At 71.6% G+C, this 22,253-nt stretch carries 21 protein-coding genes and 1 riboswitch; of the genes, 12 read left to right on the forward strand and 9 right to left on the reverse strand.

The window, feature by feature from the left end:
• Positions 1-159, reverse strand: a riboswitch (SAM riboswitch).
• 159 nt (positions 160-318) lie between these two features.
• Positions 319-1,263 carry a glucosyl-3-phosphoglycerate synthase gene (locus ABD932_RS05955; protein ID WP_345009313.1) on the forward strand — a complete coding sequence of 315 codons (945 nt, stop codon included), beginning with the start codon at positions 319-321 and terminating at the stop codon, positions 1,261-1,263.
• Between the two features lie 95 nt (positions 1,264-1,358).
• Positions 1,359-2,792 carry an alpha,alpha-trehalose-phosphate synthase (UDP-forming) gene (locus ABD932_RS05960; protein ID WP_345009315.1) on the forward strand — a complete coding sequence of 478 codons (1,434 nt, stop codon included), beginning with the start codon at positions 1,359-1,361 and terminating at the stop codon, positions 2,790-2,792.
• A 389-nt stretch (positions 2,793-3,181) separates the two neighbouring features.
• Here ABD932_RS05960 and otsB read toward each other — a convergent pair whose 3' ends face one another.
• From otsB to ABD932_RS05975, 3 genes are all read right to left on the reverse strand, one after another.
• Positions 3,182-4,015 (reverse strand): trehalose-phosphatase, encoded by an 834-nt coding sequence (otsB, locus tag ABD932_RS05965; protein WP_425587413.1) that lies wholly within the window; start codon positions 4,013-4,015, stop codon positions 3,182-3,184.
• Positions 4,016-4,173: 158 nt separating this feature from the next.
• On the reverse strand, positions 4,174-4,422 hold the full coding sequence (locus ABD932_RS05970) for a DUF3263 domain-containing protein (protein WP_345009319.1): 249 nt from the start codon (positions 4,420-4,422) through the stop codon (positions 4,174-4,176).
• 37 nt (positions 4,423-4,459) lie between these two features.
• On the reverse strand, positions 4,460-5,770 hold the full coding sequence (locus tag ABD932_RS05975; RefSeq protein ID WP_486389365.1) for an ABC transporter substrate-binding protein: 1,311 nt from the start codon (positions 5,768-5,770) through the stop codon (positions 4,460-4,462).
• Positions 5,771-5,869: 99 nt separating this feature from the next.
• Between ABD932_RS05975 and ABD932_RS05980 the strand changes: the two genes are divergently transcribed.
• The 3 genes from ABD932_RS05980 (at position 5,870) to ABD932_RS05990 (ending at position 9,094) form a co-directional block, all read left to right on the forward strand.
• Complete coding sequence (locus tag ABD932_RS05980; protein ID WP_345009323.1) at positions 5,870-6,814, forward strand: ROK family protein; 945 nt, start codon at positions 5,870-5,872, stop codon at positions 6,812-6,814.
• A gap of 104 nt (positions 6,815-6,918) precedes the next feature.
• Positions 6,919-8,025, forward strand: coding sequence for an N-acetylglucosamine-6-phosphate deacetylase (nagA, locus tag ABD932_RS05985; protein WP_345009325.1), 1,107 nt, complete (start codon positions 6,919-6,921; stop codon positions 8,023-8,025).
• Positions 8,026-8,164: 139 nt separating this feature from the next.
• Positions 8,165-9,094: a 1-phosphofructokinase family hexose kinase gene (locus tag ABD932_RS05990; RefSeq protein WP_345009327.1), complete on the forward strand. Its 930-nt coding sequence runs from the start codon at positions 8,165-8,167 to the stop codon at positions 9,092-9,094.
• A 6-nt stretch (positions 9,095-9,100) separates the two neighbouring features.
• Here ABD932_RS05990 and ABD932_RS05995 read toward each other — a convergent pair whose 3' ends face one another.
• Both ABD932_RS05995 and cdgB read right to left on the reverse strand, forming a co-directional pair.
• Entirely contained in the window at positions 9,101-10,069 is a 969-nt protein-coding gene (locus ABD932_RS05995) for a CBM35 domain-containing protein (protein ID WP_345009329.1), read from the reverse strand.
• A 119-nt stretch (positions 10,070-10,188) separates the two neighbouring features.
• Positions 10,189-11,847 (reverse strand): diguanylate cyclase CdgB, encoded by a 1,659-nt coding sequence (cdgB, locus tag ABD932_RS06000; protein ID WP_345009331.1) that lies wholly within the window; start codon positions 11,845-11,847, stop codon positions 10,189-10,191.
• A 345-nt stretch (positions 11,848-12,192) separates the two neighbouring features.
• Here cdgB and ABD932_RS06005 point away from each other — a divergent pair, with 345 nt between their 5' ends.
• A complete protein-coding gene (locus ABD932_RS06005; RefSeq protein ID WP_425587409.1) occupies positions 12,193-12,795 on the forward strand; it encodes a flavin reductase family protein in 603 nt (200 codons plus the stop codon).
• A 65-nt stretch (positions 12,796-12,860) separates the two neighbouring features.
• A complete protein-coding gene (locus tag ABD932_RS06010; RefSeq protein ID WP_345009335.1) occupies positions 12,861-13,352 on the forward strand; it encodes a GNAT family N-acetyltransferase in 492 nt (163 codons plus the stop codon).
• A gap of 78 nt (positions 13,353-13,430) precedes the next feature.
• Here ABD932_RS06010 and ABD932_RS06015 read toward each other — a convergent pair whose 3' ends face one another.
• Both ABD932_RS06015 and arfB read right to left on the reverse strand, forming a co-directional pair.
• Positions 13,431-14,303 (reverse strand): sigma-70 family RNA polymerase sigma factor, encoded by an 873-nt coding sequence (locus ABD932_RS06015; protein WP_345009337.1) that lies wholly within the window; start codon positions 14,301-14,303, stop codon positions 13,431-13,433.
• Between the two features lie 313 nt (positions 14,304-14,616).
• Positions 14,617-15,054 (reverse strand): alternative ribosome rescue aminoacyl-tRNA hydrolase ArfB, encoded by a 438-nt coding sequence (gene arfB / locus ABD932_RS06020; protein WP_345009339.1) that lies wholly within the window; start codon positions 15,052-15,054, stop codon positions 14,617-14,619.
• Positions 15,055-15,236: 182 nt separating this feature from the next.
• On the opposite strand from arfB, the gene ABD932_RS06025 reads away from it, so the two are divergent.
• On the forward strand, positions 15,237-15,812 hold the full coding sequence (locus ABD932_RS06025) for a TerD family protein (RefSeq protein WP_030050335.1): 576 nt from the start codon (positions 15,237-15,239) through the stop codon (positions 15,810-15,812).
• Between the two features lie 312 nt (positions 15,813-16,124).
• Complete coding sequence (locus ABD932_RS06030; protein WP_345009343.1) at positions 16,125-16,598, forward strand: hypothetical protein; 474 nt, start codon at positions 16,125-16,127, stop codon at positions 16,596-16,598.
• 25 nt (positions 16,599-16,623) lie between these two features.
• Here ABD932_RS06030 and ABD932_RS06035 read toward each other — a convergent pair whose 3' ends face one another.
• On the reverse strand, positions 16,624-18,108 hold the full coding sequence (locus ABD932_RS06035; RefSeq protein ID WP_425587410.1) for a M1 family metallopeptidase: 1,485 nt from the start codon (positions 18,106-18,108) through the stop codon (positions 16,624-16,626).
• 42 nt (positions 18,109-18,150) lie between these two features.
• Here ABD932_RS06035 and ABD932_RS06040 point away from each other — a divergent pair, with 42 nt between their 5' ends.
• Positions 18,151-18,651, forward strand: a complete 501-nt coding sequence (locus ABD932_RS06040; protein WP_345009633.1) for a hypothetical protein — start codon at positions 18,151-18,153, stop codon at positions 18,649-18,651.
• Between the two features lie 236 nt (positions 18,652-18,887).
• On the opposite strand, the gene ABD932_RS06045 is transcribed toward ABD932_RS06040, so the two are convergent.
• Positions 18,888-19,571 (reverse strand): pentapeptide repeat-containing protein, encoded by a 684-nt coding sequence (locus tag ABD932_RS06045; RefSeq protein WP_345009345.1) that lies wholly within the window; start codon positions 19,569-19,571, stop codon positions 18,888-18,890.
• Between the two features lie 184 nt (positions 19,572-19,755).
• Between ABD932_RS06045 and ABD932_RS06050 the strand changes: the two genes are divergently transcribed.
• A complete protein-coding gene (locus ABD932_RS06050; RefSeq protein WP_345009347.1) occupies positions 19,756-20,916 on the forward strand; it encodes an NAD(P)-binding protein in 1,161 nt (386 codons plus the stop codon).
• 80 nt (positions 20,917-20,996) lie between these two features.
• A complete protein-coding gene (locus ABD932_RS06055) occupies positions 20,997-21,977 on the forward strand; it encodes a zinc-binding dehydrogenase (protein ID WP_345009349.1) in 981 nt (326 codons plus the stop codon).
• The last annotated feature ends 276 nt before the right edge of the window (positions 21,978-22,253 follow it).

Raw genomic sequence — 22,253 nt, forward strand, 5'->3', positions numbered from 1 at the left:
TCCTCATCTTCCTCACGACGCATCTCGCCGTGAGACGGATTTGGCACCTTCCCAAGCCGGGAGCCTCGCGGAGACGATCGACAGTGATCGTTACGAGAGCCGACTGGAGGGTTGCCGGGGCTTCATCGGGCCGTTTCCCTCTGCCCCTCTGGATGAGCTGTATGCGGTTGTTAACAACGGTTGACCCCGGACATGCGATGGTCATCCGCGTTGTTCAAGACTGTAACCGAAGGCCAGGACAGTTGAGATAGTCGTCCGAACCGCGAGATGGATCACACGATTACCTGCTGTGATCACGACAGTGAGGAGCAACAGACTGTGCTGGAAGAAGCCGAGCGCTGGCTGAGCACCCGCTCCTGGTCCGTGACCGATCGTCCACTCCATCAGATCCTGGCCGCCAAGCAGCGTACGGGTCAGTCGGTCTCCGTCGTGCTGCCCGCGCTCAACGAGGAGGAGACGGTCGGCGACATCGTCGCGATCATCCGTCACGACCTCATGCAACAGGTCCCGCTGGTCGACGAGATCGTCGTCGTCGACTCGGGATCCACCGACCGCACCTCCGAGGTGGCCGCCGCCGCGGGCGCGACCGTGGTGCACCGGGACGAGATCCTGCCGCGCGTCCCGGCCGTGCCCGGAAAGGGTGAGGTCCTGTGGCGCTCCCTGCTCGTCACGAGCGGGGACATCGTCTGTTTCATCGACGCCGACCTGAAGGAGTTCTCCTCCGACTTCGTCTCCGGCATCGTCGGCCCGCTGCTCACCAACCCCGAGGTCGACCTGGTCAAGGGCATGTACGACCGTCCGCTGCGCGGCGCCGCCGGGCAGGGCGGCCGGGTCACCGAACTCATGGCACGCCCGCTGCTGAACATGCACTGGCCGCAGCTGGCCGGTTTCGTGCAGCCGCTGGGCGGCGAGTACGCGGCCCGCCGCAGCCTGCTGGAACAGCTCCCGTTCCCCGTCGGATACGGAGTCGAGCTGGGCATGCTGATCGACGCCCTGCACCTGGTGGGTCTGGACGCGCTGGCCCAGGTGGACGTGGGGGTGCGCAAGCACCGGCACCAGGACGGGCAGGCGCTCGGCCGGATGTCCGCCGCGATCTACCGCACGGCCCAGCTGCGGCTGGCCCGCGGGCATCTGATCCGGCCGTCGCTCACCCAGTTCGAGCGGGGCGAGGACGGGTTCGAGCCGCGTACGTACTCCGTGGACACCGAGGAGCGGCCGCCGATGGTGGAGATCGCCGAGTATGCGACGCGGAAGGTCGCGTAAACGCCGGAAACCGGCCGTATACAGGGCGTACAAGAGCCGTCCACTGAGCGGAACCGCACGTTTGAGCGTTTCCGGGCCGGGCTAGGTTGAGGCGTATGGCTACCACGCAGGATGCGCAGGGTGCGGCCAGGGTGCTGGTCGCGTCGAACCGCGGGCCGGTCTCCTACGAGGTGCGCGAGGACGGCTCGCTGCACTCCAAGCGGGGCGGCGGCGGAGTCGTCTCCGGGCTGTCGGCGATCGGGCCGGACGCGGGCGCCCTGTGGGTGTGCTCGGCGCTGACCGACGGGGACCGCGAGGCGGTGCGGCGCGGGGTCGGCGAGGACGGCGTGCTGATGCTGGACATCCCGGCCGACGTGCACTCGGACGCGTACAACGGCATCGCGAACTCGGTCCTGTGGTTCGTCCACCACATGCTCTACCAGACGCCGCTGGAGCCGGTCTTCGACGCGGAGTTCCGGCGCCAGTGGGCGTCGTACGAGACGTACAACCGTGCCTTCGCCGAGGCGCTGGCCGGGCGGGCGGCGCCGGGGGCGGCGGTCCTGGTCCAGGACTACCACCTGACGCTGGTGCCCGGGATGCTCCGCGAGCTGCGCCCCGACCTCCGTATCGGCCACTTCTCGCACACGCCGTGGGCGCCGCCGGAGTACTTCCGGATGCTGCCGGACGACATCGCCGGGCAGGTGCTGCGCGGGATGCTCGGCGCGGACCGGCTGGGGTTCCTCACGCGGCGGTGGGCGGACGCGTTCGAGGCGTGCTGCGCCCAGTTCACCGGCGGGCTCGGCAACACGCGGGTCGGGGTGCACGGTCTGGGGGCGGACGCGGACTTCCTGCGGGCGCGTTCGCATCAGCCCGACGTGGCCGAACGGACCGCGGCGCTGCGGGACGAGATCGGCACGGCCCCGGACGGCAGCGCCCGCAGGACGATCGTGCGGGTCGACCGGACAGAGCTGTCCAAGAACATCGTGCGGGGCCTGCTCGCGTACCGGCAGCTGCTCGACGACCACCCCGAGTGGCGCGAGCGGGTGGTGCACGTGGCGTTCGCGTACCCCTCGCGGCAGGACCTGGCGGTGTACCGGGACTACACGGCCGAGGTCCAGCGGCTGGCGGAGGAGATCAACTCCGGCTACGGGACCCCGACTTGGACCCCGGTGCTCCTCCACGTCAAGGACGACTTCGCCCGCTCCCTTGCGGCCTACCGGCTGGCCGACGTGGCCCTGGTCAACCCCATCCGGGACGGCATGAACCTCGTCGCCAAGGAGGTGCCGGTCGTCTCCGACGAGGGATGCGTGCTGGTGCTGTCGCGCGAAGCGGGCGCCTTCGAAGAACTGGGCGAGGACGCGCTGGCCGTGAACCCGTACGACGTCATCGGCACGGCACAAGCACTGCACGAGGCGTTGTCCATGGGCCCGGAGGAACGAGCGGAACGCTCAAAACGCCTCGCCGCCTCCGCGACCGCGCTGCCGCCGGCCCAGTGGTTCTTGGAGCAGTTGTCCGCGCTGGAGGAGGGAACGGCGGGTGAGCCGGGCTGAGCCGGACGGCTCGGCTTAGACCGGGCGGCCCGGCTGAGACCAGGCAGCTCGCCTGAGCTCGGGTCGGCCCGCCTCAGACCGGCTGGCCCGGCTGAGGGGGGGCGCCGTCCGAGACCGGTCAGCTCCTGTGAGGCTGGTCAGCCCGGCTGAGCCGAGTCCGGCGCTCGAGACCGGTCGGCCTGTCTGAGACCCACCCAGCCTGCGGGCAGTCGTGCCGCTGGGGCGGCACGGGTGGGCGCAGGCGGCACCCCGCAAGCGCGGGCGAGCGTCGTGAGGCCGCTCGCCCCGGCCGAGCCGGCCGCCCGAGCCCCGGTCCCCCGGGCCGAGACCAGTCAGCCCGGCTGAGGCCGATCAGGTGGGCTGAGGCGGCGGCCTCCATGCAGCGCGGGTCAGGTCGTCCGGTTCGCCAGCGTCTGCAGCAGTCGTACGACCCCCTCCGGGCCGTCGACCACGATGTCCGCCCTCTCCGACAGCTCGGTGACCTCCTCGCTGCCGCTGCAGACCAGGAGGCCGGGGGTGCCGTCGGAGCGGAGTTTGTCGATGGCGGTGTAGGCGGGGAGGTCGCCGAGGTCGTCGCCGGCGTAGAGGACGGACTCGGCGCCGAGTTCGCGGACGTACTCGCTCAGGGCCACGCCCTTGTCCATGCCGGGTGGGCGGAGTTCGAGGACCATGCGGCCCGGTTCGACGATGAGGCCGTTGCGGGTGGCGAGGTCGGTGAGGGGTTCGCGGAGGGCGTCGAAGGTGCCCTGCGGGTCGGCCGCGCGGCGTGTGTGGACGGCGAGAGCGTGTCCCTTGTCCTCGATCCAGGTGCCCTGCCCGGCATCGCTCCCCTCGAGGAGGCCCGGCAGTTCGGCGCGGACGGCCTCGACGCCGGGGTGGGGGTCGGGTGCGGTGACCTCACCGCTGACGGCGTCCCAGCGCTCGGCACCGTAGTGCCCGAGCACGACGAGGTGCTCCAGCCCCGGGACCCCGGCGAAACCGCCGTACCGCACGGCGACGTCGGCCGGACGCCCGGTGATCACCGCGACGGCGGCCACCTTCGGGGCCAGCGCGGCGAGCGCCGGCAGGGCGTCGGGGTGGGCCCGGGCCTGCTCGGGGTCCGCGACGATCGGCGCGAGCGTCCCGTCGAAGTCGAGCGCGATCAGCGCCCGCGCGGGGCGGGCGAGGAGGGCGGCCAGGGCGTCGCGCCCCGGCTGGGTCGAGGGTGTCGGCAGGGGGTCCATGGAGTTCGTCCAGTCCGAAGTGGTCGAGTCCGAGGTGGATGCGTCCGAGGTGGATGGGTCCGAGTCGGTCAGGTCCTTGTGACTGCCCATACGGCGACCCTATCCAGGGAGCGCCGGACGTACCCCTTCCTCGTCCCCCCTCGTCCCCTTCGTCTCCCTCACCGCTCCGCCCGCCGCGCCTCCCGTACCCGCCGCAGGCGGTTCACCGTCACCGGGTCGTGGGCCAGGGCCCGTGGGTCGTCCAGCAGGGCGTTCAGGAGCTGGAAGTAGCGGACGGGGGCCAGGCCCAGTTCCTCGCGTATCGCCCGCTCCTTGGCGCCGGGGCCCGGAAAACCCCGGCGTTCCAGGGCGAGGATGGCCTGCTCGCGGTCGGCGAGGGCGGCGGCCTCGGGCTGGTCCTGGTCCATGTGTCGCACCGTAGCCTCCGCCACCGACAACCGGCGACTACTCCGCACTCTCCGCCCGCGTCGCCGTCGACTGCAGCTGCCCCAGGATCGCCGACGGGCTGCCGCCGGACGCGACCGTGCTGCCGATCCGTCGCTTGACGTCCGCGCTGACGGCCGCCCAGGAGGTCCGGCCGACGGGGTAGAGCTCGGAGAGCGGGAGTTGCTCGAGGAAGGGCTTGAGGTCGGCGTCCTGCTTGGCCGCGGTCATCACCCTGGACGCGGAGTTCGTGACGGGAAGCAGGTCGTACTCACGGGAGAAGTCCAGGACGTTGTCCTTGTCGTAGACGAAGTCGAGGAACTCGCCCACCTGCTCGGCGTGCCCGTTCTGCTTGAAGGCCATCATCCAGTCGGCCACGCCCATGGAGATCTTGGTGGGCCCCTCGGCGCCGGGCATCGGCACCATGCCGAACTTCACGCCCTTCTTCTCCGCCATGTGCATCAGCGAGGGGTGGCCGTTGAGCATGCCGACGTCCCCGGCCGCGAAGGCGGAGAACGCGTCCGCCCGGTTGAGCTCGCCGGGCGCAACCGGCCCGGTGAGCCCCTTGCCGACCAGGTCGTTCTTGAGCCAGTCGAAGGTGGCGACGTTCTCCGTGGAGTCGATGCTGTACGTGCCGAGGTTGGTGTCGGTGTAGCCGCCCCCGCCGCTCAGCAGCCACTGCATCGTCTCGGCCTGCGCCTCCTCGGGACCGAGCGGCAGCGCGTACGGGTACTTCACGCCCTCCGCCTTGAGCGCCTCGGCGTCGGCGGCCAGTTCCTTCCAGGTGGTCGGCGGGGTGAGGCCGGCCTTCTCGAAGAGCGTCTTGTTGTAGAAGAGCAGCCGGGTGGAGGAGGCGAAGGGTATGCCGTACTGCACGCCGTTCACCTGCCCGGCGTCCGCGAGCTGCGAGACGAAGTCGGCCTGGACGGGGATGGAGAGCAGCTCGTCGACCTCGTACAGGAGGTCCTTCGCGGCGTAGTCGGCGTACGCGCCGATCTGCGCCAGGTCCGGCGCGTCCCCGGCGGCGACCATCGCCTTGACCTTGGCGTCGACGTCGTTCCAGGAGTACACGGTGACGTCGATCGACACCCCCGGGTGCTCGGCCTCGTACGCCTTGGCGAGCTTGTCCCAGTACTTCTGGGAACTGTTCGCCGCGCTGTCCCCGTAGTCCGCGGCGACCAGCTTCAGCGTCACCTCGTCCGAACCCCCGGTCAGCCCGCAGCCGCCCAGAACCGCCGTCAGCCCCAGCGCGGTCACCACCGCGATCGTTCCGGTACGTCCCGTACGTCCCGTACGCCTACGCCGCTGCACGCAAACCTGCCCCACACCCATGTTCGAAACTTTCGAAACGTCATACATATTGCCCCCATAAGGTCTACACCACGTAAGTGGACTAGACCTCTCGCGGGTGTGCAAGACACACTGTCCCCCGTGAGACATGTCATCGCCCTCGATGTGGGCGGCACCGGGATGAAGGCCGCCCTGGCGGGAGCCGGCGGCGAGCTGCTCCACCAGGCCCGCCGCCCGACCGGCCGCGAGCGCGGACCGGACGCGGTCGTCGAGGGCATCCTCGACTTCGCCGCCGAGCTGCGCGCGTACGGCGAGCAGCACTTCGGCGAGCCCGCGGCCGCCGTCGGCGTCGCCGTCCCCGGCATCGTCGACGAGGAGCACGGCATCGCCGCCTACGCGGCCAACCTCGGCTGGCGGGACGTGCCCCTGCGGCAAATGCTCACCGAACGGCTCGGCGGCACCCCCGCCGCCCTCGGCCACGACGTGCGCACCGGCGGCCTCGCCGAGGGCCGGATCGGCGCGGGCCGGGGCGCCGACCGCTTCCTCTTCATACCCCTCGGCACCGGCATCGCCGGCGCCATCGGCATCGACGGCCGGGTGGAGGCGGGTGCGCACGGCTTCGCGGGCGAGATCGGCCACATCGTCGTACGGCCCGAGGGTGCCCCCTGTCCGTGCGGGCAGCGCGGCTGCCTGGAGCGGTACGCGTCCGCGGCGGCGGTGAGCGAGGCGTGGGCCGCCGTCTGCGGGGACCCGGAGGCGGACGCCGCCGACTGCGCCAAGGCCGTCGCGTCCGGCGACCCTAACGCCGTACGTGTCTGGGAGGAGGCCGTCGCCGCCCTCGCCGACGGCCTGGTCACCGCGCTCACCCTGCTGGACCCCCGCACCCTGATCATCGGTGGCGGCCTCGCCGAGGCGGGGGAAACCTTGTTCACACCGCTGCGGGACGCCGTCCGACGGCGCGTCACGTTCCAAAAGCTGCCGTCCATTGTCCCCGCGGCCCTGGGCGACACGGCGGGATGCCTGGGCGCGGGCCTCCTCGCCTGGGATCTCCTCGACCGAACCGACCGTACGGAGGTAACCCCCTAATGGCAGCCGACCTAGGGGCGCGGGGAACTGCGCGACCAGCCACGACGCACCAGCAGCCCGCGACGGGCCGAACACCCCTGGTGCTCTCCGGTGCCGACGTCGTCATGCCGACGGGAACCCTCAAAGAGGGCCAAGTGATCATCGACGGCACCCGAATCGTCGGCACAGCCCCAGAAAACTCCCAGGTCATCGACGTAACCGGCCACTACCTGGTCCCCGGTTTCGTAGACATCCACAACCACGGTGGCGGTGGAGCTTCGTTCACTTCGGGCACGCCAGACGACGTAGTCACCGGCATCCACACCCACCGCCTGCACGGCACCACGACCCTCGTCGCCTCCACCGTCACCGGTGACATGGACTTCCTGGCCCAGCGGGCCGGCCTCCTCTCCGAGCTCGCCGAGCAGGGCGACATCGCCGGCATCCACTTCGAGGGCCCGTTCATCTCCCCGTGCCGCAAGGGCGCCCACTCCGAGGAACTGCTGCGCGACCCCGACCCGGCGGACGTGCGCAAGCTGATCGACGCGGCGCGCGGCCACGCGACGATGGTCACCCTCGCCACCGAACTGCCGGGCGGCATCGACTCCGTACGCCTGCTGGCCGATCACGGCGTCATCGCGGCGATCGGGCACACGGACGCGACGTACGAGCAGACGGTGGAGGCGATCGAGGCGGGCGCCACGGTGGCCACCCACCTCTTCAACGCGATGCCGCCGCTCGGCCACCGCGAGCCGGGTCCGATCGCGGCCCTGCTGGAGGACGAGCGCATCACGGTCGAGCTGATCAACGACGGCACGCACCTGCACCCGGCCTCCCTGCAACTGGCGTTCCACCACGCGGGCGCGGACCGGGTCGCGTTCATCACGGACGCGATGGACGCGGCCGGCTTCGGCGACGGCCGCTACATGCTCGGCCCGCTGGAGGTGGAGGTGGCCGACGGTGTGGCGCGCCTCGTCGAGGGCGGCTCGATCGCGGGCTCGACCCTCACCCTCGACCGCGCCTTCAAGCGGGCGGTGACGATCGACCGGCTGCCGATCGAGGACGTCGTGGCGGCCCTGTCCGCCAACCCCGCCAAGCTGCTCGGCCGCTACGACCGCATCGGCTCCCTGGAGCCCGGCAAGGACGCCGACCTGGTCCTGCTGGACTCCGACTTCGACCTCAAGGGCGTGATGCGCCGGGGCGAATGGGTGGTTGAGCCCCAACTGGGGTGATCTGTCCCGCTGTTGAGGGCGGCGGTTGTCCTGGGAGACTGGGCCGGCCGCCGCCCGTTTGGCATGATCAGGCCTCCGGGCGGAGCGTCCGGCAGACAGACGGCGAACACATTGCGAACTTCGGGGGAGGTCGGCCGGGGTGATCCTCACGGTCACACTGAACACCGCTCTCGACATCACCTACCGGGTACGGGCGCTGCGGCCCCACACCTCCCACCGGGTCTCCGAGGTGACCGAGCGCCCCGGCGGCAAGGGTCTGAACGTGGCCCGGGTGCTGGCGGCCCTCGGCCACGAGGTGACGGTCACGGGCTTCACGGGCGGCGCGACGGGCCGCGTGATCCAGGAACAGCTCATCGACACGCCGGGCGTGGTGAACGCGCTGGTCCCGGTGACGGGAGCGACCCGGCGCACGATCGCCGTCGTCGACGAGCACACGGGCGACACCACCCAGCTCAACGAGCCCGGCCCGACGATCACCCCCGCCGAGTGGTCCGCCTTCCAGGAGGCGTACGAGGACCTGCTCGCGTCGGCGTCCGCCGTGGCCCTGTGCGGCAGCCTGCCGCCGGGGTTGCCGGTCGGGGCGTACGCCGGTCTGGTGCGGGCCGCGAAGGCGGCCGACGTACCCGTAATGCTGGACACGAGCGGAGAGGCGCTGCGCCGGGGCGTCGCCGCCCGCCCGGACATCATCAAGCCCAACGCCGACGAGCTGGCCGAACTGACCGGCTCCCACGAGCCGTCACGTGCCACGCAGGACGCCCGCAGGCGCGGCGCCCGATCGGTCGTCGCCTCCCTCGGCGAGGCTGGCCTGCTCGCCCTGACCCCCGAGGGCCGCTGGCGGGCCACCCCACCCACCCGCGTCCACGGCAACCCGACGGGCGCGGGCGACGCGGCGGTGGCAGGCCTGCTGTCGGGGCTGGTCGAGCGGCTGCCGTGGCCCGACCGCCTGGCCCGCGCGGCGGCGCTCAGCGCGGCGAGCGTGCTGGCGCCGGTGGCGGGGGAGTTCGAGCGGGGGGCGTACGAGGAGCTGTTGGGAAGGGTTGCGGTGACCGGGGAGGTCAGCGCGGCCTGACGGCCCCTACTCGACCCAGCCCTTGACCAGCCACATCTGGTCGATGAGGGCGTCGCACTGGTTGCCCTGCTCGCAGGACACCTTGATCGTGTTCGTGCCCTTGTTGAGCTGGATCCAGTTGTAGGTCTTCGTCCAGCCCTTCTCGTAGTCGCCCTCGGGCCCGCCCGCCCAGTTCTTCAGGTCGACCGGGGTGCTGGCCGGCGTGCCGTTGACCGTGAGCGTGGCGTTCTGGTCCTTCCCCGGGACGCTGTAACCGACGAAGACGGTGTACTTGCCCTTCTTGGGGATGCCGTTCATGGACCAGGTGACCGACGAGCCGACCTGGTTGAAGCCGGTGACGTACACGCCGCCGTCCGCCTGGGCTCCCTTGACCTCGGACGCGGTGGCGGCGCTGCCGCCAAGGGCGAGAGCCTTGGCGTCGATCGTCGGCAGGTTCTCCTCGGCCGCCTGGCTGTTGCTGTTCGACGGGCTCGGCGCGGTGCTCTCCTGGGACTGCGTCGGCGTCGACCCGGCGTCGTCGGTCTTGTCGCCCTTGTCGTCGTCCCCGCCCAGCATCGCCACGCTGATACCGATGACGACCGCCGCGACCACGGCGATCGCGCCGATCAGCAAGCCCTTGGTGTTGGGCCCCCGGCCACGCCCCGCACCGGACCCGCTGCCGCCGCTGTACGCCGTCTGCTGGGTCGTCGGCGCCCCGCCGGGAAACGTCTCCGGGGCCGCGTAGTGCGCGTTCGGCTGGCCATAGGCGCCCTGCTGCTGCGGGATCGGGCCCTGGGGCGCCGACGCAGGCGCCGGCGCCGGCTGGCCGTACTGGCGCTGCCCGACCGCACGCACGCGGTTGACCGAGCCCGGGTAGCCGTAGCCCCCGCCACCGGACGGCGGCTGGGCTCCGTTGGCCTGCCCGTCGGCGTAGAGGTAGCCGAACGGGTCGTCGTCCTCGGGCGGCGTGTTCGCGCCGTTGTTGCCGGACGTCATCCCTGTGGTACTCCTCACCAGGTGCGGGCGAATGCGATAGGTCTGAAGAATGGCGAGCCTACCCGCTCCTGCTGGCCCAAACGGGTGACACAGACCGCATCAGCTCGCTGACCTGGGGGTTACCCGGCGCGTCTGTGCTGTTTGGGACGAGATCGTTTCTCTACGTACATCCGCTCGTCGGCGGACTTCAACACTTCGTCCGCAGTCATGCCGCAGTGGGCCCACCCGATCCCGAAACTGGCGCCGACGCGGACGGCCCGCCCCTCGGCCCGGATCGGCTGGATGATCTCGTTGCGCAGGCGTACGGCGAGGTCCTCGGCGTCGGCCCGGCCGAGCCCGTCGGCGAGGATCACGAACTCGTCGCCGCCGAGCCGGGCGACGGTGTCACCGTCGCGGACCTGGCGGGTGAGGCGCCTGGCCACCTCGATGAGCACCGCGTCACCCGCGTTGTGCCCGAACCGGTCGTTGATCGACTTGAAGCCGTCGAGGTCGCAGAAGAGCACCGCGAGCCCCTTGGTGCCGTCGTCGCGCTCCCGCTCGTCCGGGGCGACCGTGTGGACGTGATGGTCGTAACCCTCGAACGCCGCCGCGCCCGGCCGGAAGTCGAAGCCGTGGCCGTTGGCGTCGTACACGGCGGGGTGGCCGTAGGCCGCGTCGGTGGACTCCAGGGCGCCCGCGTTGGTGGGGCGCGTGCACAGCCGGGAGGAGAGGCGGGAGCGCAGCTCGGCGGAGTTCGGCAGGCCGGTGAGCGAGTCGTGCGAGGCACGGTGGGCGAGCTGGAGCTCGCGGCGCTTGCGGTCCTCGATGTCCTCGACGTGGGTGAGCAGGAAGCGGGGGCCGTCGGCGGCGTCGGCGACGACGGAGTTGCGGAGCGAGACCCAGACGTACGTGCCGTCGCGGCGGCCCAGCCTGAGCTCCGCCCGGCCGCCCTCGGCGGAGGTCCTGAGCAGCGTGCCGATGTCCTCGGGGTGGACGAGGTCGGAGAAGGAGTAGCGGCGCATCGCGGAGGCGGGGCGGCCCAGCAGGCGGCACAGGGCGTCGTTGGTGCGCAGGATGCGGCCGTGCTGGTCGCCGCCCATCTCGGCGATGGCCATGCCGGAGGGGGCGTACTCGAAGGCCTGCCTGAAGCTTTCCTCACTCGCGCGCAGGGCCTGCTGCTCGCGCTCCAGCCTCACCAGTGCCCGCTGCATATTCGCGCGTAGACGTGCGTTGCTGATGGCGATGGCGGCCTGGAACGCGTACATCTGGAGCGCCTCGCGCCCCCACGCGCCCGGCAGCCGGCCGTTGCGCGGCCGGTCCACGGACAGCACGCCGATCAGCTCGCCGCAGGCGCCGCCCTGCACGCCGGGCGTGTACATCGGCGCGAACAGGCGGTCCGAGGGGTGCCACTCGTCCTCGAAGCGGGGCGCGGGGCCGTCGGTGTACCACTGCGGGACGTCGTCGTCGTCGAGGATCCAGCCCTCGGTGTGCGGAATGAAGACCAGGTCGCCCCAGTGCTCGCCCATGCTCAGCCGGCGTTCCCAGGACTCCCGGGAGCCGACGCGGCCGGTGATGAGGGCCTCGGCGGCGGGGTTTCCGGCGAAAGCGGCGACGACGAGGTCGCCGTCGGGGCGTACGAGGTTGACGCACGCGAGCTCGAAGCCGAGGCCGGTGACGACACCGTCGGCGACGGTCTGCAGTGTGTCCGCCAGGCTACGGGCCGTGTTCATGTCAGCCATGACCTGGTGCAGTTGTCGGAGGGTCGTAAGACGGACGTACGGCTCCGACTCGGTCTCCATGCTCGCCCTCCCCCCGAGACCTCGCAGCGAATCAAGGGTTCTACTTCGGCGTAACTTCCCTTGCTAGTTCCCCGCCACTGAATCACAGCGCGCTGCCCACTCGGTACACAGGGTCAACAATTAATGGCTCTTGTGACTCAAGTCACAGGTAAACGTGAACAATTGAGCGGTGTTTCTGCGTTTTTCCTGTGCGTTTACTGAACGCAAACTTTGTGTGCGTGTGGAGATGCCACGAAAGGTATCCGAACAGGCGCGGCGGGGCCGTCGCTCGGTCCGCGGTCCTAGGTCCGTTCTCGGGCGGAGGCCCGATGCGGGAGGCGCTGAGGTGACATTAGCGTTTTCGGCGTGCCGAACACTTCCCCGCCCCCCGCGCCGCCCGTGACCGCCGTCCTCCCCGCCTCCCGGAGCGGCTCCGGGCATGCTGAGGGAGTGAGCAACGACGAGTTCCGTGCCGCCATGTCGCGGCTGGCCGCGGGTGTGGTCCTGGTGACCGCGCTGGAGCCGCCGCTGGACCCGGACGACCCGCACGCTCCGGCCGGCGAGGACGTCGGCATGACGGCGACCGCGTTCATGTCGGTGTCCCTGGACCCGCCGCTGGTGCTGGTCAGCCTGCGCGAGGGCTCCCGCATGGACGACCTGCTCGACGAACAGCCCCTGTGGGCCGTCTCGGTGCTCTCCGAGAGCCAGCGCCACATCGCCGGCCGCTTCGCCATGAAGGGCCGCGTCAGCGACCGCCTGCTGTTCGCCGACATCCCGTACGTCCGCGGCAGGGAGACCGGCGCTCCTTTGGTGGGCGGCGCCCTGGCCACCCTGGAGTGCCGCACCGAGCAGCGGGTGACGGCCGGCGACCACACCCTCGTGATCGGCCGCGTCCTGTCGGCGTCACTGCCGAGCTCGGACGGCGGACCGCTGACCTATTTCCGGGGCCGTTACCGGCAGTTGGGGTGAACTCCCCGGAAGGACCGGCGCACAATTCCGTAGCGGCAAATGATCATCCGCCTTACCGTGCCTGGATGACGTCGACGACTTCAACACCGCGCCTCGAAGAAATCACACCCGCGAACTTCGAGGCCGCCACCGGCATACGGGTCCGCCCCGACCAGGAATTCGCGGTCTCCCCCGTGATGCAGTCCCTCGCCGAGGCATACGTCCACCCCGCGGGCGTCGCCTGGCCCCGCCTGATCGTCGATGGCGACCGCCCCGTCGGCTTCCTGATGGCCTTCTTCGACATCGACTGGCGCGCCGACGGCACCCTGTTCCGCTCGGGCCTGTGGCGGCTGAACATCGCCGCCGACGAACAGGGCCGCGGGTACGGGCGGTTCGCGGTCGAGTCCGTCGCCGCCGAGATCCGCCGCCGGGGCGGCAAGCAGCTGTACGTCACCTGGCACCCCGGCCCGAACGGCCCCGAGGGCTTCTACCTCGGCCTCGGCTTCCGCCCCGACGGCGAGACCAGCGAGGGCGAGACGGTGGGGGTGCTGGAGTTGGAGGGGCCGGAAGAGTCGTAGCCGGGGCCCTGAGGACGGGCGTTGCGGTGGCCGACCCTCACAGGCCCCGAGGCGAACAGATCCCGAGCCGAACAGGCCCTAGATCGGCCTGACATCGAGCCGGGACACCCGCCCGGGGTCCGTCACGATGTCGATCACGGTGATCCGATCCCGTACGAACGCAAACCGCAGGGCCCGTTCCACCCGTCCCTCGGCGAACACCACGAACCCCGGCACGCCGTCGACCAGCGCGGACCGCCCGGCCCCGGCGAGCGGCCCGAACGTCGCCGCGCCCCGTGCCACCGCCGCCGCGCCCGTGGTCACCCCGACCTCGGTGCGCGCGACGACGTCCGGGTCGAGGACGTCGAGGAGCCCCTCGAAGTCCCCCTCCCGCGCGGCGGCGAGAAAGGCGTCGACGACCTCCCACTGCCTGCGCTGCCCGGCGCCGCCGGCCTCGGACGCGTCGGCTCCCTGCACCCGGCGCCGGGCCCGGCTGGCGAGCTGCCGCGCGGCGGCCGGCGTACGGTCCACGACGGCCGCCACCTCGTCGTAGGCCACCCCGAACAGGTCGTGCAGCACGAACGCCAGCCGCTCGGCCGGGGTCAGGGTGTCCAGTACGACGAGCAGGGCGACGCCGACCGAGTCGGCGAGGAGGGCGTCCTGCTCGGGGTCGGGCGCGGTCGCGGAGGCGAAGGTGGAGGGCGCGGCGGGCAAGGGCGCAGCGGCGTCCAGGGGCTCCTCCGCGCGGGACCTGCGGGAGCGGAGCATGTCCAGGCAGACCCGGCCCACGACGGTCGTCAGCCAGCCGCCGAGGTTGTCGACCCGGGTGGTGTCGGAACGGCTCACCCGGAACCAGGCCTCCTGCACCGCGTCCTCGGCCTCGGCCGTCGAACCGAGCATGCGGTGCGCCACGGCACGCAGGTGCCCGCGGTGCGCCTCGAAACGCCGGGCAAGGAAGTCGGTGTCGCTCATCGGTCCGTCACAGCCTCTCGTCGCGGGCCCATGGTGATGGGGTCGGTGACTTGACGGATCTCGGGGCGACGATGTGACAGACGCGGTGCGGCGCCCGTGGCGGAGGCGGAACGCGGCCGCCCGTTGCCGGATGCGTGCGGTCAGTTCGCGCAGCTCGGCACAGCCTCATAGGACGGCAGTTGCGCGCAGCGTCGCCACGCCCGGCGAGGTGCCGCCTTCCCTCAGGCGGATGCCACCCCAGGCACCGGATCCACCCGTCGGCCGTGCGGCTCGACGGGCACCCCCGCGCCGGCCCGTTTCTCGGCGCCGTCGGCTAGCCCCAGTCCCGCCCGGACCGCCCCCGCTTGGTGTCGGAGCGCTGCTTCTTCTCCCTCAGCCGCCGCTCGTTGATCCCGCGGGGGATGCGGGTGGGCTTGCGTGGCTTGGGCGGTGGGGCCGTCGCCTCGGCGAGGAGCGCGGCGAGGCGTACGGCGGCGGTCTCGCGGTTGCGCCACTGGGAGCGGTGCTCGGAGGCGCGGACGGTGAGGACGCCGTCGACGAGGCGGGACGCCAGCCGCTGCAGCGCCCGCTGCTTCCAGACCTCGGGCAGCGCCTCGGTCTTCGCCAGGTCGAAGCGCAGCTCGACCTGGGAGTCACTGGTGTTGACGTGCTGGCCGCCCGGGCCACTGGAGCGCGAGAAACGCCACATGAGCTCGGCCTCGGGGAGCGAGACGGAGCCGCGGATGACGTGAGGACCGGACATGCCGTCCATGTTCCCCGTTCTGTCCGGTCCACGTCACGCGAATATCGCCCTCCCAGCCGTTCCCGTATCCCCTACGGGTGCTCTTTGGCAAAGAAAGTAAAGACACCTGGAACTTGAGGTACCCCTCTCTGCGTTCATAGGGGTAGCTGTAGCTTCTAGCCGTACCGCAACGAGGGAAGGGACTCCCAACAATGGCTGTAAGCCTGTCCAAGGGTGGCAACGTCTCGCTCACCAAGGAGGCTCCGGGCCTGACCGCCGTCACCGTGGGCCTCGGCTGGGACGTCCGCACCACCACCGGCACGGACTTCGACCTCGACGCCTCGGCGATCGCGGTCAACCCCACGGGCAAGGTCTACTCGGACGCCCACTTCGTCTTCTTCAACAACAAGCAGACGCCGGACAGCACGATCGTCCACACCGGTGACAACCGCACCGGTGAAGGCGCCGGCGACGACGAGGCGATCAACGTCAACCTCGCCGGCCTCCCGGCCGACGTCGACAAGATCGTCTTCCCGGTCTCGATCTACGACGCGGAGAACCGCTCGCAGAACTTCGGCCAGGTCCGCAACGCCTACATCCGCATCGTCAACCAGGCCGGCGGCGCCGAGATCGCCCGCTACGACCTGTCGGAGGACGCGGCCACCGAGACCGCCATGGTCTTCGGCGAGCTCTACCGCAACGGCGCCGAGTGGAAGTTCCGCGCGGTCGGCCAGGGCTACGCCTCGGGCCTGGTGGGCATCGCGCAGGACTTCGGCGTGAACGTCTGACCTTCGCTGCACTGAGCGAGCGGGAGCCCCTGGCTGCGGTACGCCGTGGCCGGGGGCTCCCGGCGTTGGCGGGCTCCCCGCGTTGGAGGGCCCGGCGTTGGAGGGCTCGACGTTGGAGGGCCCGGCGCTGGAGGGCTTGGCGCTGGAGGGCTTGGCGCTGGAGGGCTTGGCGCTGGAGGGCTTGGCTTGGCTTGGCGGGCCCGGCTTGGCGGGCTCGGCGATCGGGGACTTCGATAGGTTGCCCCGCATGATCATCGACCCCCTCCCCCGCACCCCCGAGGCGTCGCTCGCGCGCTGGGGGGCCTGAGCCACGTGAACTGGACGACCCTGGCCGCCACCGCCCTCGGCGCACTCGTCGGCGTCGGCTCGACGCTGCTCGCGGACCGGGCCCGCTGGCGCCGCGACCTGGCCGACCGGACCCGGCAGGAACGCAAGCAGATCTACGTCACCGTCCTGACGAAGTACCGGCTCGCCTACGAGGCGATGCACGCGGCGGCCGTCACCGGCCGCGACGAGGCGCCCGCGGCCCGGGAGACGGCCGTACGGGAGGCGTTCCGGGAGTCCGGCAGCGACGAGGCCCGGGAGACCGCCCTGATCTGCGCGCCACAGGAGATGTCGGACGTACTGGAGAAGGTCTACGCGACCCTGCGCGAACTCCAGGACGCGTTCGCCGCCGGTGATCCACCGCTCCACTCACCGGAGTTGCAGGAGCAACGGCTCAGACACGCCGAGGCGATATGGGCGGCGCGTGCGGCGATGCGGCGGGATCTCGAGGGGACGGGCTGAAGCACCGGACGCCGACACGGGGGGCTCACGGCCGGTCGGGTTTCCCGTCGCCGTACAGCCACTCCCGCCAGATGGACGTGAAGTCCTCGTCCGGCGCCTTCTCCTCCACGTACGCCGTGAAGTCGTCGGTGTCCGCGTTGCCGTGCCGGTGGTCGGCCGTCCAGCCCTGGACGATGTCGTAGAAGGCGTCGTCGCCGACGGCCTGGCGGATCTTGTGGACGACCATCGCGCCGCGCTGGTAGACGGGGTCGGCGGAGACCTGCGCGGCGCCGGCCGGCTCGGCGGGCGGGAAGTCCCAGAGGTCCTCGTAGTCGTCCTCGCCGTGGTCGTACAGGGCGTCGAAGGTCTCCTGCGCGCTGTCGCCGCCGTTGTCCTCCTCCCACAGCCATTCCGCGTACGTCGCGAAGCCCTCGTTCAGCCACATGTCGCGCCAGCTCTTCGGCGTCACGGAGTTGCCGAACCACTGGTGGGCGAGCTCGTGGACGAGCAGCTCGGTGTCGGGGGCGCCGGGGAAGACAGGCCGGTTCTGGGTCTCCAGGGCGTAGGCGGAGGCGTTCACGCGGGCGACGATCGCGCCGGTGGAGGAGAAGGGGTAGGGGCCGAAGTTCTCCTCGGCCCACTCCATGACCTCGGGGATCCGGGCGAGGACCGCCCGGGCAGGGCCGTCCTGGGAGGGCACGACGGCGGTGTGGACGGGGAGTTCGCCGCCTGTCACGCCTTCGATCGTGGAGCGGTGGATCTTGTAGTCACCGATGGCGAGGGTGGCGGCATGACTGGCCATGGGTTCGGCGGTGTGCCAACGGAAGGTCGTACGGCGGTCGTTGGTCGTCCGGTTGGTCAACTCGCCGTTGGATACGGCCTGGAGCCCCTCCGGCACGGTGACCGCGATGTCGTACGACGCCTTGTCGGACGGGTGGTGGTTACCGGGGAACCACGCCATGGACCCCGTCGGCTCGCCGAGCGCGATCGCGCCGTCGTCGGTGGAGAGCCAGCCCTCCTCGGAGCCGTCGGGGTCGGTGATGGTCTGCGGGGTGCCGGAGTAGCGGACGGTGAGCCGGAAGGTCTCGCCCTTGTCGAGTTCGCCGTGCGGGCGGACGACCAGTTCCTGGCCGTTGCGGCTCCAGCGGGCGCGTTCGCCCTCCACCGTGACCCGCTCGACGTCCATGCCCAACAGGTCGAGGTCGAAGGCGGAGAGGTCCTGGGTGGCGCGTACGGTGATCTCCGCCGTACCGGAGAGGTGGCGGTCGTCGGGGTCGTACGCGAGGTCGAGGGCGTAGTGGGTGACGTCGTAGCCGCCGTTGCCGGCCTTGGGGAAGTACGGATCGCGCGCGCCGGAGCCGCCGGGGGTGCCCTGCACACCGCCGTCGCACGCGGTCAGGGCGAGGACGGCGAGCAGGGCGCAGCCGACGGCCCGGAAGGGACGGAGGGCCGTGAGCGTACCGGGGGTCGGGAACGTACGGACGGCCGAGTGTCTACGGACGGTCGGGACAAGGGGCGCAGATCGGGACACGCCAGTGATCCTATGAGCGTCGGCCGTGACACCATCACCTGCGTGCTCGACATCGGCTATGCCCTCTCCACCCGCTTCCCGGACCCCCCGCAGACGGACTACCGTCGCGCGGACGTCCGCGCCCTGCGCCACGACCTCTTCTGCGGCGACGTCTACCTCGCCGACACCAAGGCGGACCGGGAGTTGTCCACAGCCTGGGGGTGGGTTCCGGTGCTCGACTTCGCCTGGGCCCTGTGCGACATCGCCGAGCGGCTGGACCAGGACCCGGCCGGCTCCCGCGCCTCCCGCCCCCAGCGGGCGGAACTGGACTTCACCGAGTCCACGGACCGCATGTTCTTCGAGCGCCGCTTCGGCTGGGTGGACATCGAGGCGGACTGGATGCCGGCCGAGGAACCCGCGCTGACGTTCTCGCACACCGAACTGCGCCGCGAGGCCCGCGACTTCCTGCACGACCTGCTCGCCGACCTGATCGACCTGCACGAGGACCTGGGCGAGAACCCGGCGATCTGGACCCTGCAGGCCCGCTTCCCACGGCTGGCGTAGCCTCCGCGGGCGCCTCTCCGTGCCTCGCCGTGCCTCGCCGGCGCCCCCGCGACAAAGAAGGAGCCCCTCCCGTTCATCCGGGAGGGGCTCCTTGTCAGAGCGCCGGGCAGGCCTTGCACCTGCATTTCCCCGCAGGAAGCGGGGCGTCTTTCCTTGGACCACCAACGCATCACCGACCGCCAGGAGTTCTGGCGAGCAGCTCTGCGTCAATCATACCGGACCTGCCCGGGTGCCGATCACGGACCGGCCTCCACCCGCACCCCCAGCTCCGCCGCCAGCACCGGCGCCAGATCCAGCAGTTGCGCCGGACTGATCACCGCCCCGGACAGCCGCTCCACCCCCCGCGCGATGTCCAGCTCGGCCGCCCTCCGCAGGTCCACGTCCGTCAGCGTGGCCCCGCTGAGGTCGACCCCCTTCAGCACGCAGTCCACGAACTCCACCCGCTCCAGGCGAGCGCCCCCGAAGTCCGCCTCGACCAGGACGCAGCCCTCGAGGACGACGTCCCTCAGCCTGGCCTTGCGCAGGTTCAGGTAGTCGATCTTGCCGCCTCGGATCACCACCCGCTCCAGGACCGCGCCGTGCAGCTGCACCCCGCCCAGCCGGGCGTCCAACAGCTCCACATCACGCAGGGTGGCCTCGGCGAGGTCGGTGCCGACGCCGCGTGGGGCCGTCAGGACGGAGTCGAGGATCCGGGCGTGCCGGAGTCTCGTCTCGTCCAGGGCGCAGCCCCGCAGCGCGCAGTCCATGAACCGCGCGCCCGCGCCGTCCTGCCCGGTGAGGTCCTCCTCGCGGAACTCCAGGCTGTCGTAGTCCCCGTCCGGCTCCAACCGCCCGTCCCGGTACGGCTCCAGCGGCGGCAGCCGCACCTCGGGCCGCCGCGCGCCCTTCACGCCACCCTCACCCATCGCTTTCCTCGCCATGCCCCCATGCTGCACCCCGCCACTGACAATCACCCTGACCTGCGACGACACCGCCGATGTCACATTCCGGGGGCTCAGGACCGTCGTAGTCCCGGAAGGCAAGCAAGGCGACGCCCCCGAGCACAGCGACCCGAGCAGAGCAACCCGAGCAGCGCGACCCCGACCAAGAGGGAGACCCCAAGCCATGCACCGCATCACCGTCATCGGCGGCGGCTTCGCCGGACTCACCGCGGCCATCACCGCCGCCGAGGCGGGCGCCAAGGTCACCGTGTACGAAGCCCACCACACCCTCGGCGGGCGGGCGCGGACCGCCGAGGGGACGTACCGGACCAACGAAGGCCCGCACGCCCTGTACAACGGCGGCCCGCACTGGGCCTGGCTCAAGCAGCGCGACCTGATCGGGCCGCTCGCGCCGATCCCGCCACTGGAGGCGGCCCGGCTGCGGCTGCGGCACCGGGGTGTGCTGCGTCGCACCCCACCGTTCGCCATGCTCAAGCTGCTGCGGCGCGGCCTGCCGCAGGCGCCCGTCGACGTCGACTTCCTGACCTGGGCCACCGGCATCGCCGGCGAGGAGGGCGCCCGGGCCGCCGCCCACTACTCCGCGGTCGCCCTGTTCCACCACGACCCCGGCGCCCTGTCCGCGGCGTTCGTGCAGGAGCGGCTGCGCCGGGCCACCAAGCTGCCGCCGGAGGCGCACTATCCGCGGGGCGGCTGGGCGACCATGATCGACCGGATGGCGGCCCGGGCATGGAATCTCGGGGTGCGGATGGAGACCCTGTTCCGCGTCGACGAGCTCCCGGCCGACACGCCCGTCGTCGTCGCCACCTCCCTCGACGCCGCCCGCCGCCTCCTCAAGGACGACTCCCTGACCTGGACCAGCGGTCGTACGGCACTCATCGATCTGGCGGTGCGGACCCGGCGCGGGGACGCCTTCGTCGTATCCGATCTCGACGAGACCGGGTGGATCGAGCGGTTCACCGCGCAGGACCGGTCCCTGGCGCCGGAGGGTGAGCAGCTGATCCAGGGACAGATCCCCCTGGCCCCGCACGAGTCCAAGGCCGACGGCGTGGCCCGCGCCGAGCAGTTGCTCGACCTCGGCTTCCCCGGCTGGCGCGAACGCGTCACCTGGCGGCGCGAGTCCGTCGCGAACGGCCGTACCGGCGCCGTCGACCTGCCCGGCACGAGCTGGCGCGACCGTCCGGCCGTCGACCGCGGCGACGGCGTCTATCTGGCGGGGGACCAGGTCGCCGCCCCCGGTGTCCTGTCCGAGGTCTCCTTCAACAGCGCGCTCACGGCCGTGTCCCTGGCCCTCGGCCGGCACGCCCTTGACCTCAAGCACGCTTGAGGTCGCAGCATTTCCCACAGCCGCCTCCGGCGGCGGGGTGGGCACCCTGCCGGCCCGATTCCACGACGATGGGGGACCCCATGCACGCCATCCGCCTGCACACCTTCGGCCCGGCCGAGAACCTCACGTACGAGCAGGTCGACGACCCCGCACCCGGCCCCGGCCAGGTCCGTATCGCCGTAGCGGCGGCCGGCGTGCATCTCCTCGACACCGCCCTGCGCGAGGGCGTCCAGGGCCCGGCGCCGCAGCCGCCCACGCTGCCCACGGTCCCCGGCCGCGAGGTCGCCGGCGTCGTCGAGGCCCTCGGTGAGGGCGTGGCCGCGCTCTGGCTCGGCAAGCGCGTCGTCGCCCACCTCGGCTTCGCGCCGGGCGGCTACGCCGAGCTCGCCGTCAGCGACGTCGACCGCGTCCACGAGATCCCGGCGAACCTCGACTTCGCCGAGGCCGTCGCCATGATCGGCACGGGACGTACGGCGATGGGGATCCTGCAGTTCGCCGAGCTCGGCCCGGACGCGGTCGCCGTGATCCCGGCGGCCGCCGGCGGCATCGGCACGCTGCTGGTGCAGTACGCCAGGAACGCCGGCGCCGTCGTCATCGGCCTCGCGGGCGGGCCCGAGAAGACCGCCCGCGTGCGGGAGAACGGCGCCGATCTCGCCGTCGACTACAAGGACCCCGCGTGGCCCGGGAAGGTCCGCGCCTTCCTGGGCGGCCGGCCGGCGACCGTGGTCTTCGACGGCGTCGGCGGCGAGGTCGCCCGCGAGTCCGTCGCCCTGCTCGGCCCCGGCGGCCGGCACCTCGTGTTCGGCTGGTCCGGCGCGGGGCTGCACGACGGCAAGCCCTACTTCGTCGACGGCGTCTCCGAGCAGGTCCTCGGCCCCGTGATGATGCGGAAGGCCGGCGGCCCCAACCCCGTACAGACCCTGGAACTGCGCGCCCTCGCCGAGGCCGCCGCGGGCCGCCTCACCCCGGCCGTGCAGCACTTCCCGCTCGCGGAGGCCGCGGCCGCCCATCGCGCCCTCGAAACGCGCGGAACCGTGGGAAAGGTGGTGCTGGAGCCGTGACCAGCCGTAAGCCCCCGCACCAACGGATACGTCGGCCCTCCCCAGATGCGATACGGCGCCGGTCATGGTCTTCTGGCCGGGAGCCGCACCCGAACGGGTGAAAGCGCCCGGGACGCCGATCCCGGCCGCTGGTGGGGCCCGGTGACCTCCGAAGCACGGGCCCCGCAGGGGCGCCGGTGCCGGAGAAGGTGGCCTGAGAGCCGCCTCGACCGAGCTCCACGACCGACCTCCACGAACGGCTTCCACGAACGGGGGGAGGGGCCCCATCGGACCGCG

Origin of the sequence: Streptomyces shaanxiensis (genome assembly GCF_039537145.1) — a bacterium.
GTDB classification, from domain to species: Bacteria; Actinomycetota; Actinomycetes; order Streptomycetales; family Streptomycetaceae; genus Streptomyces; species Streptomyces shaanxiensis.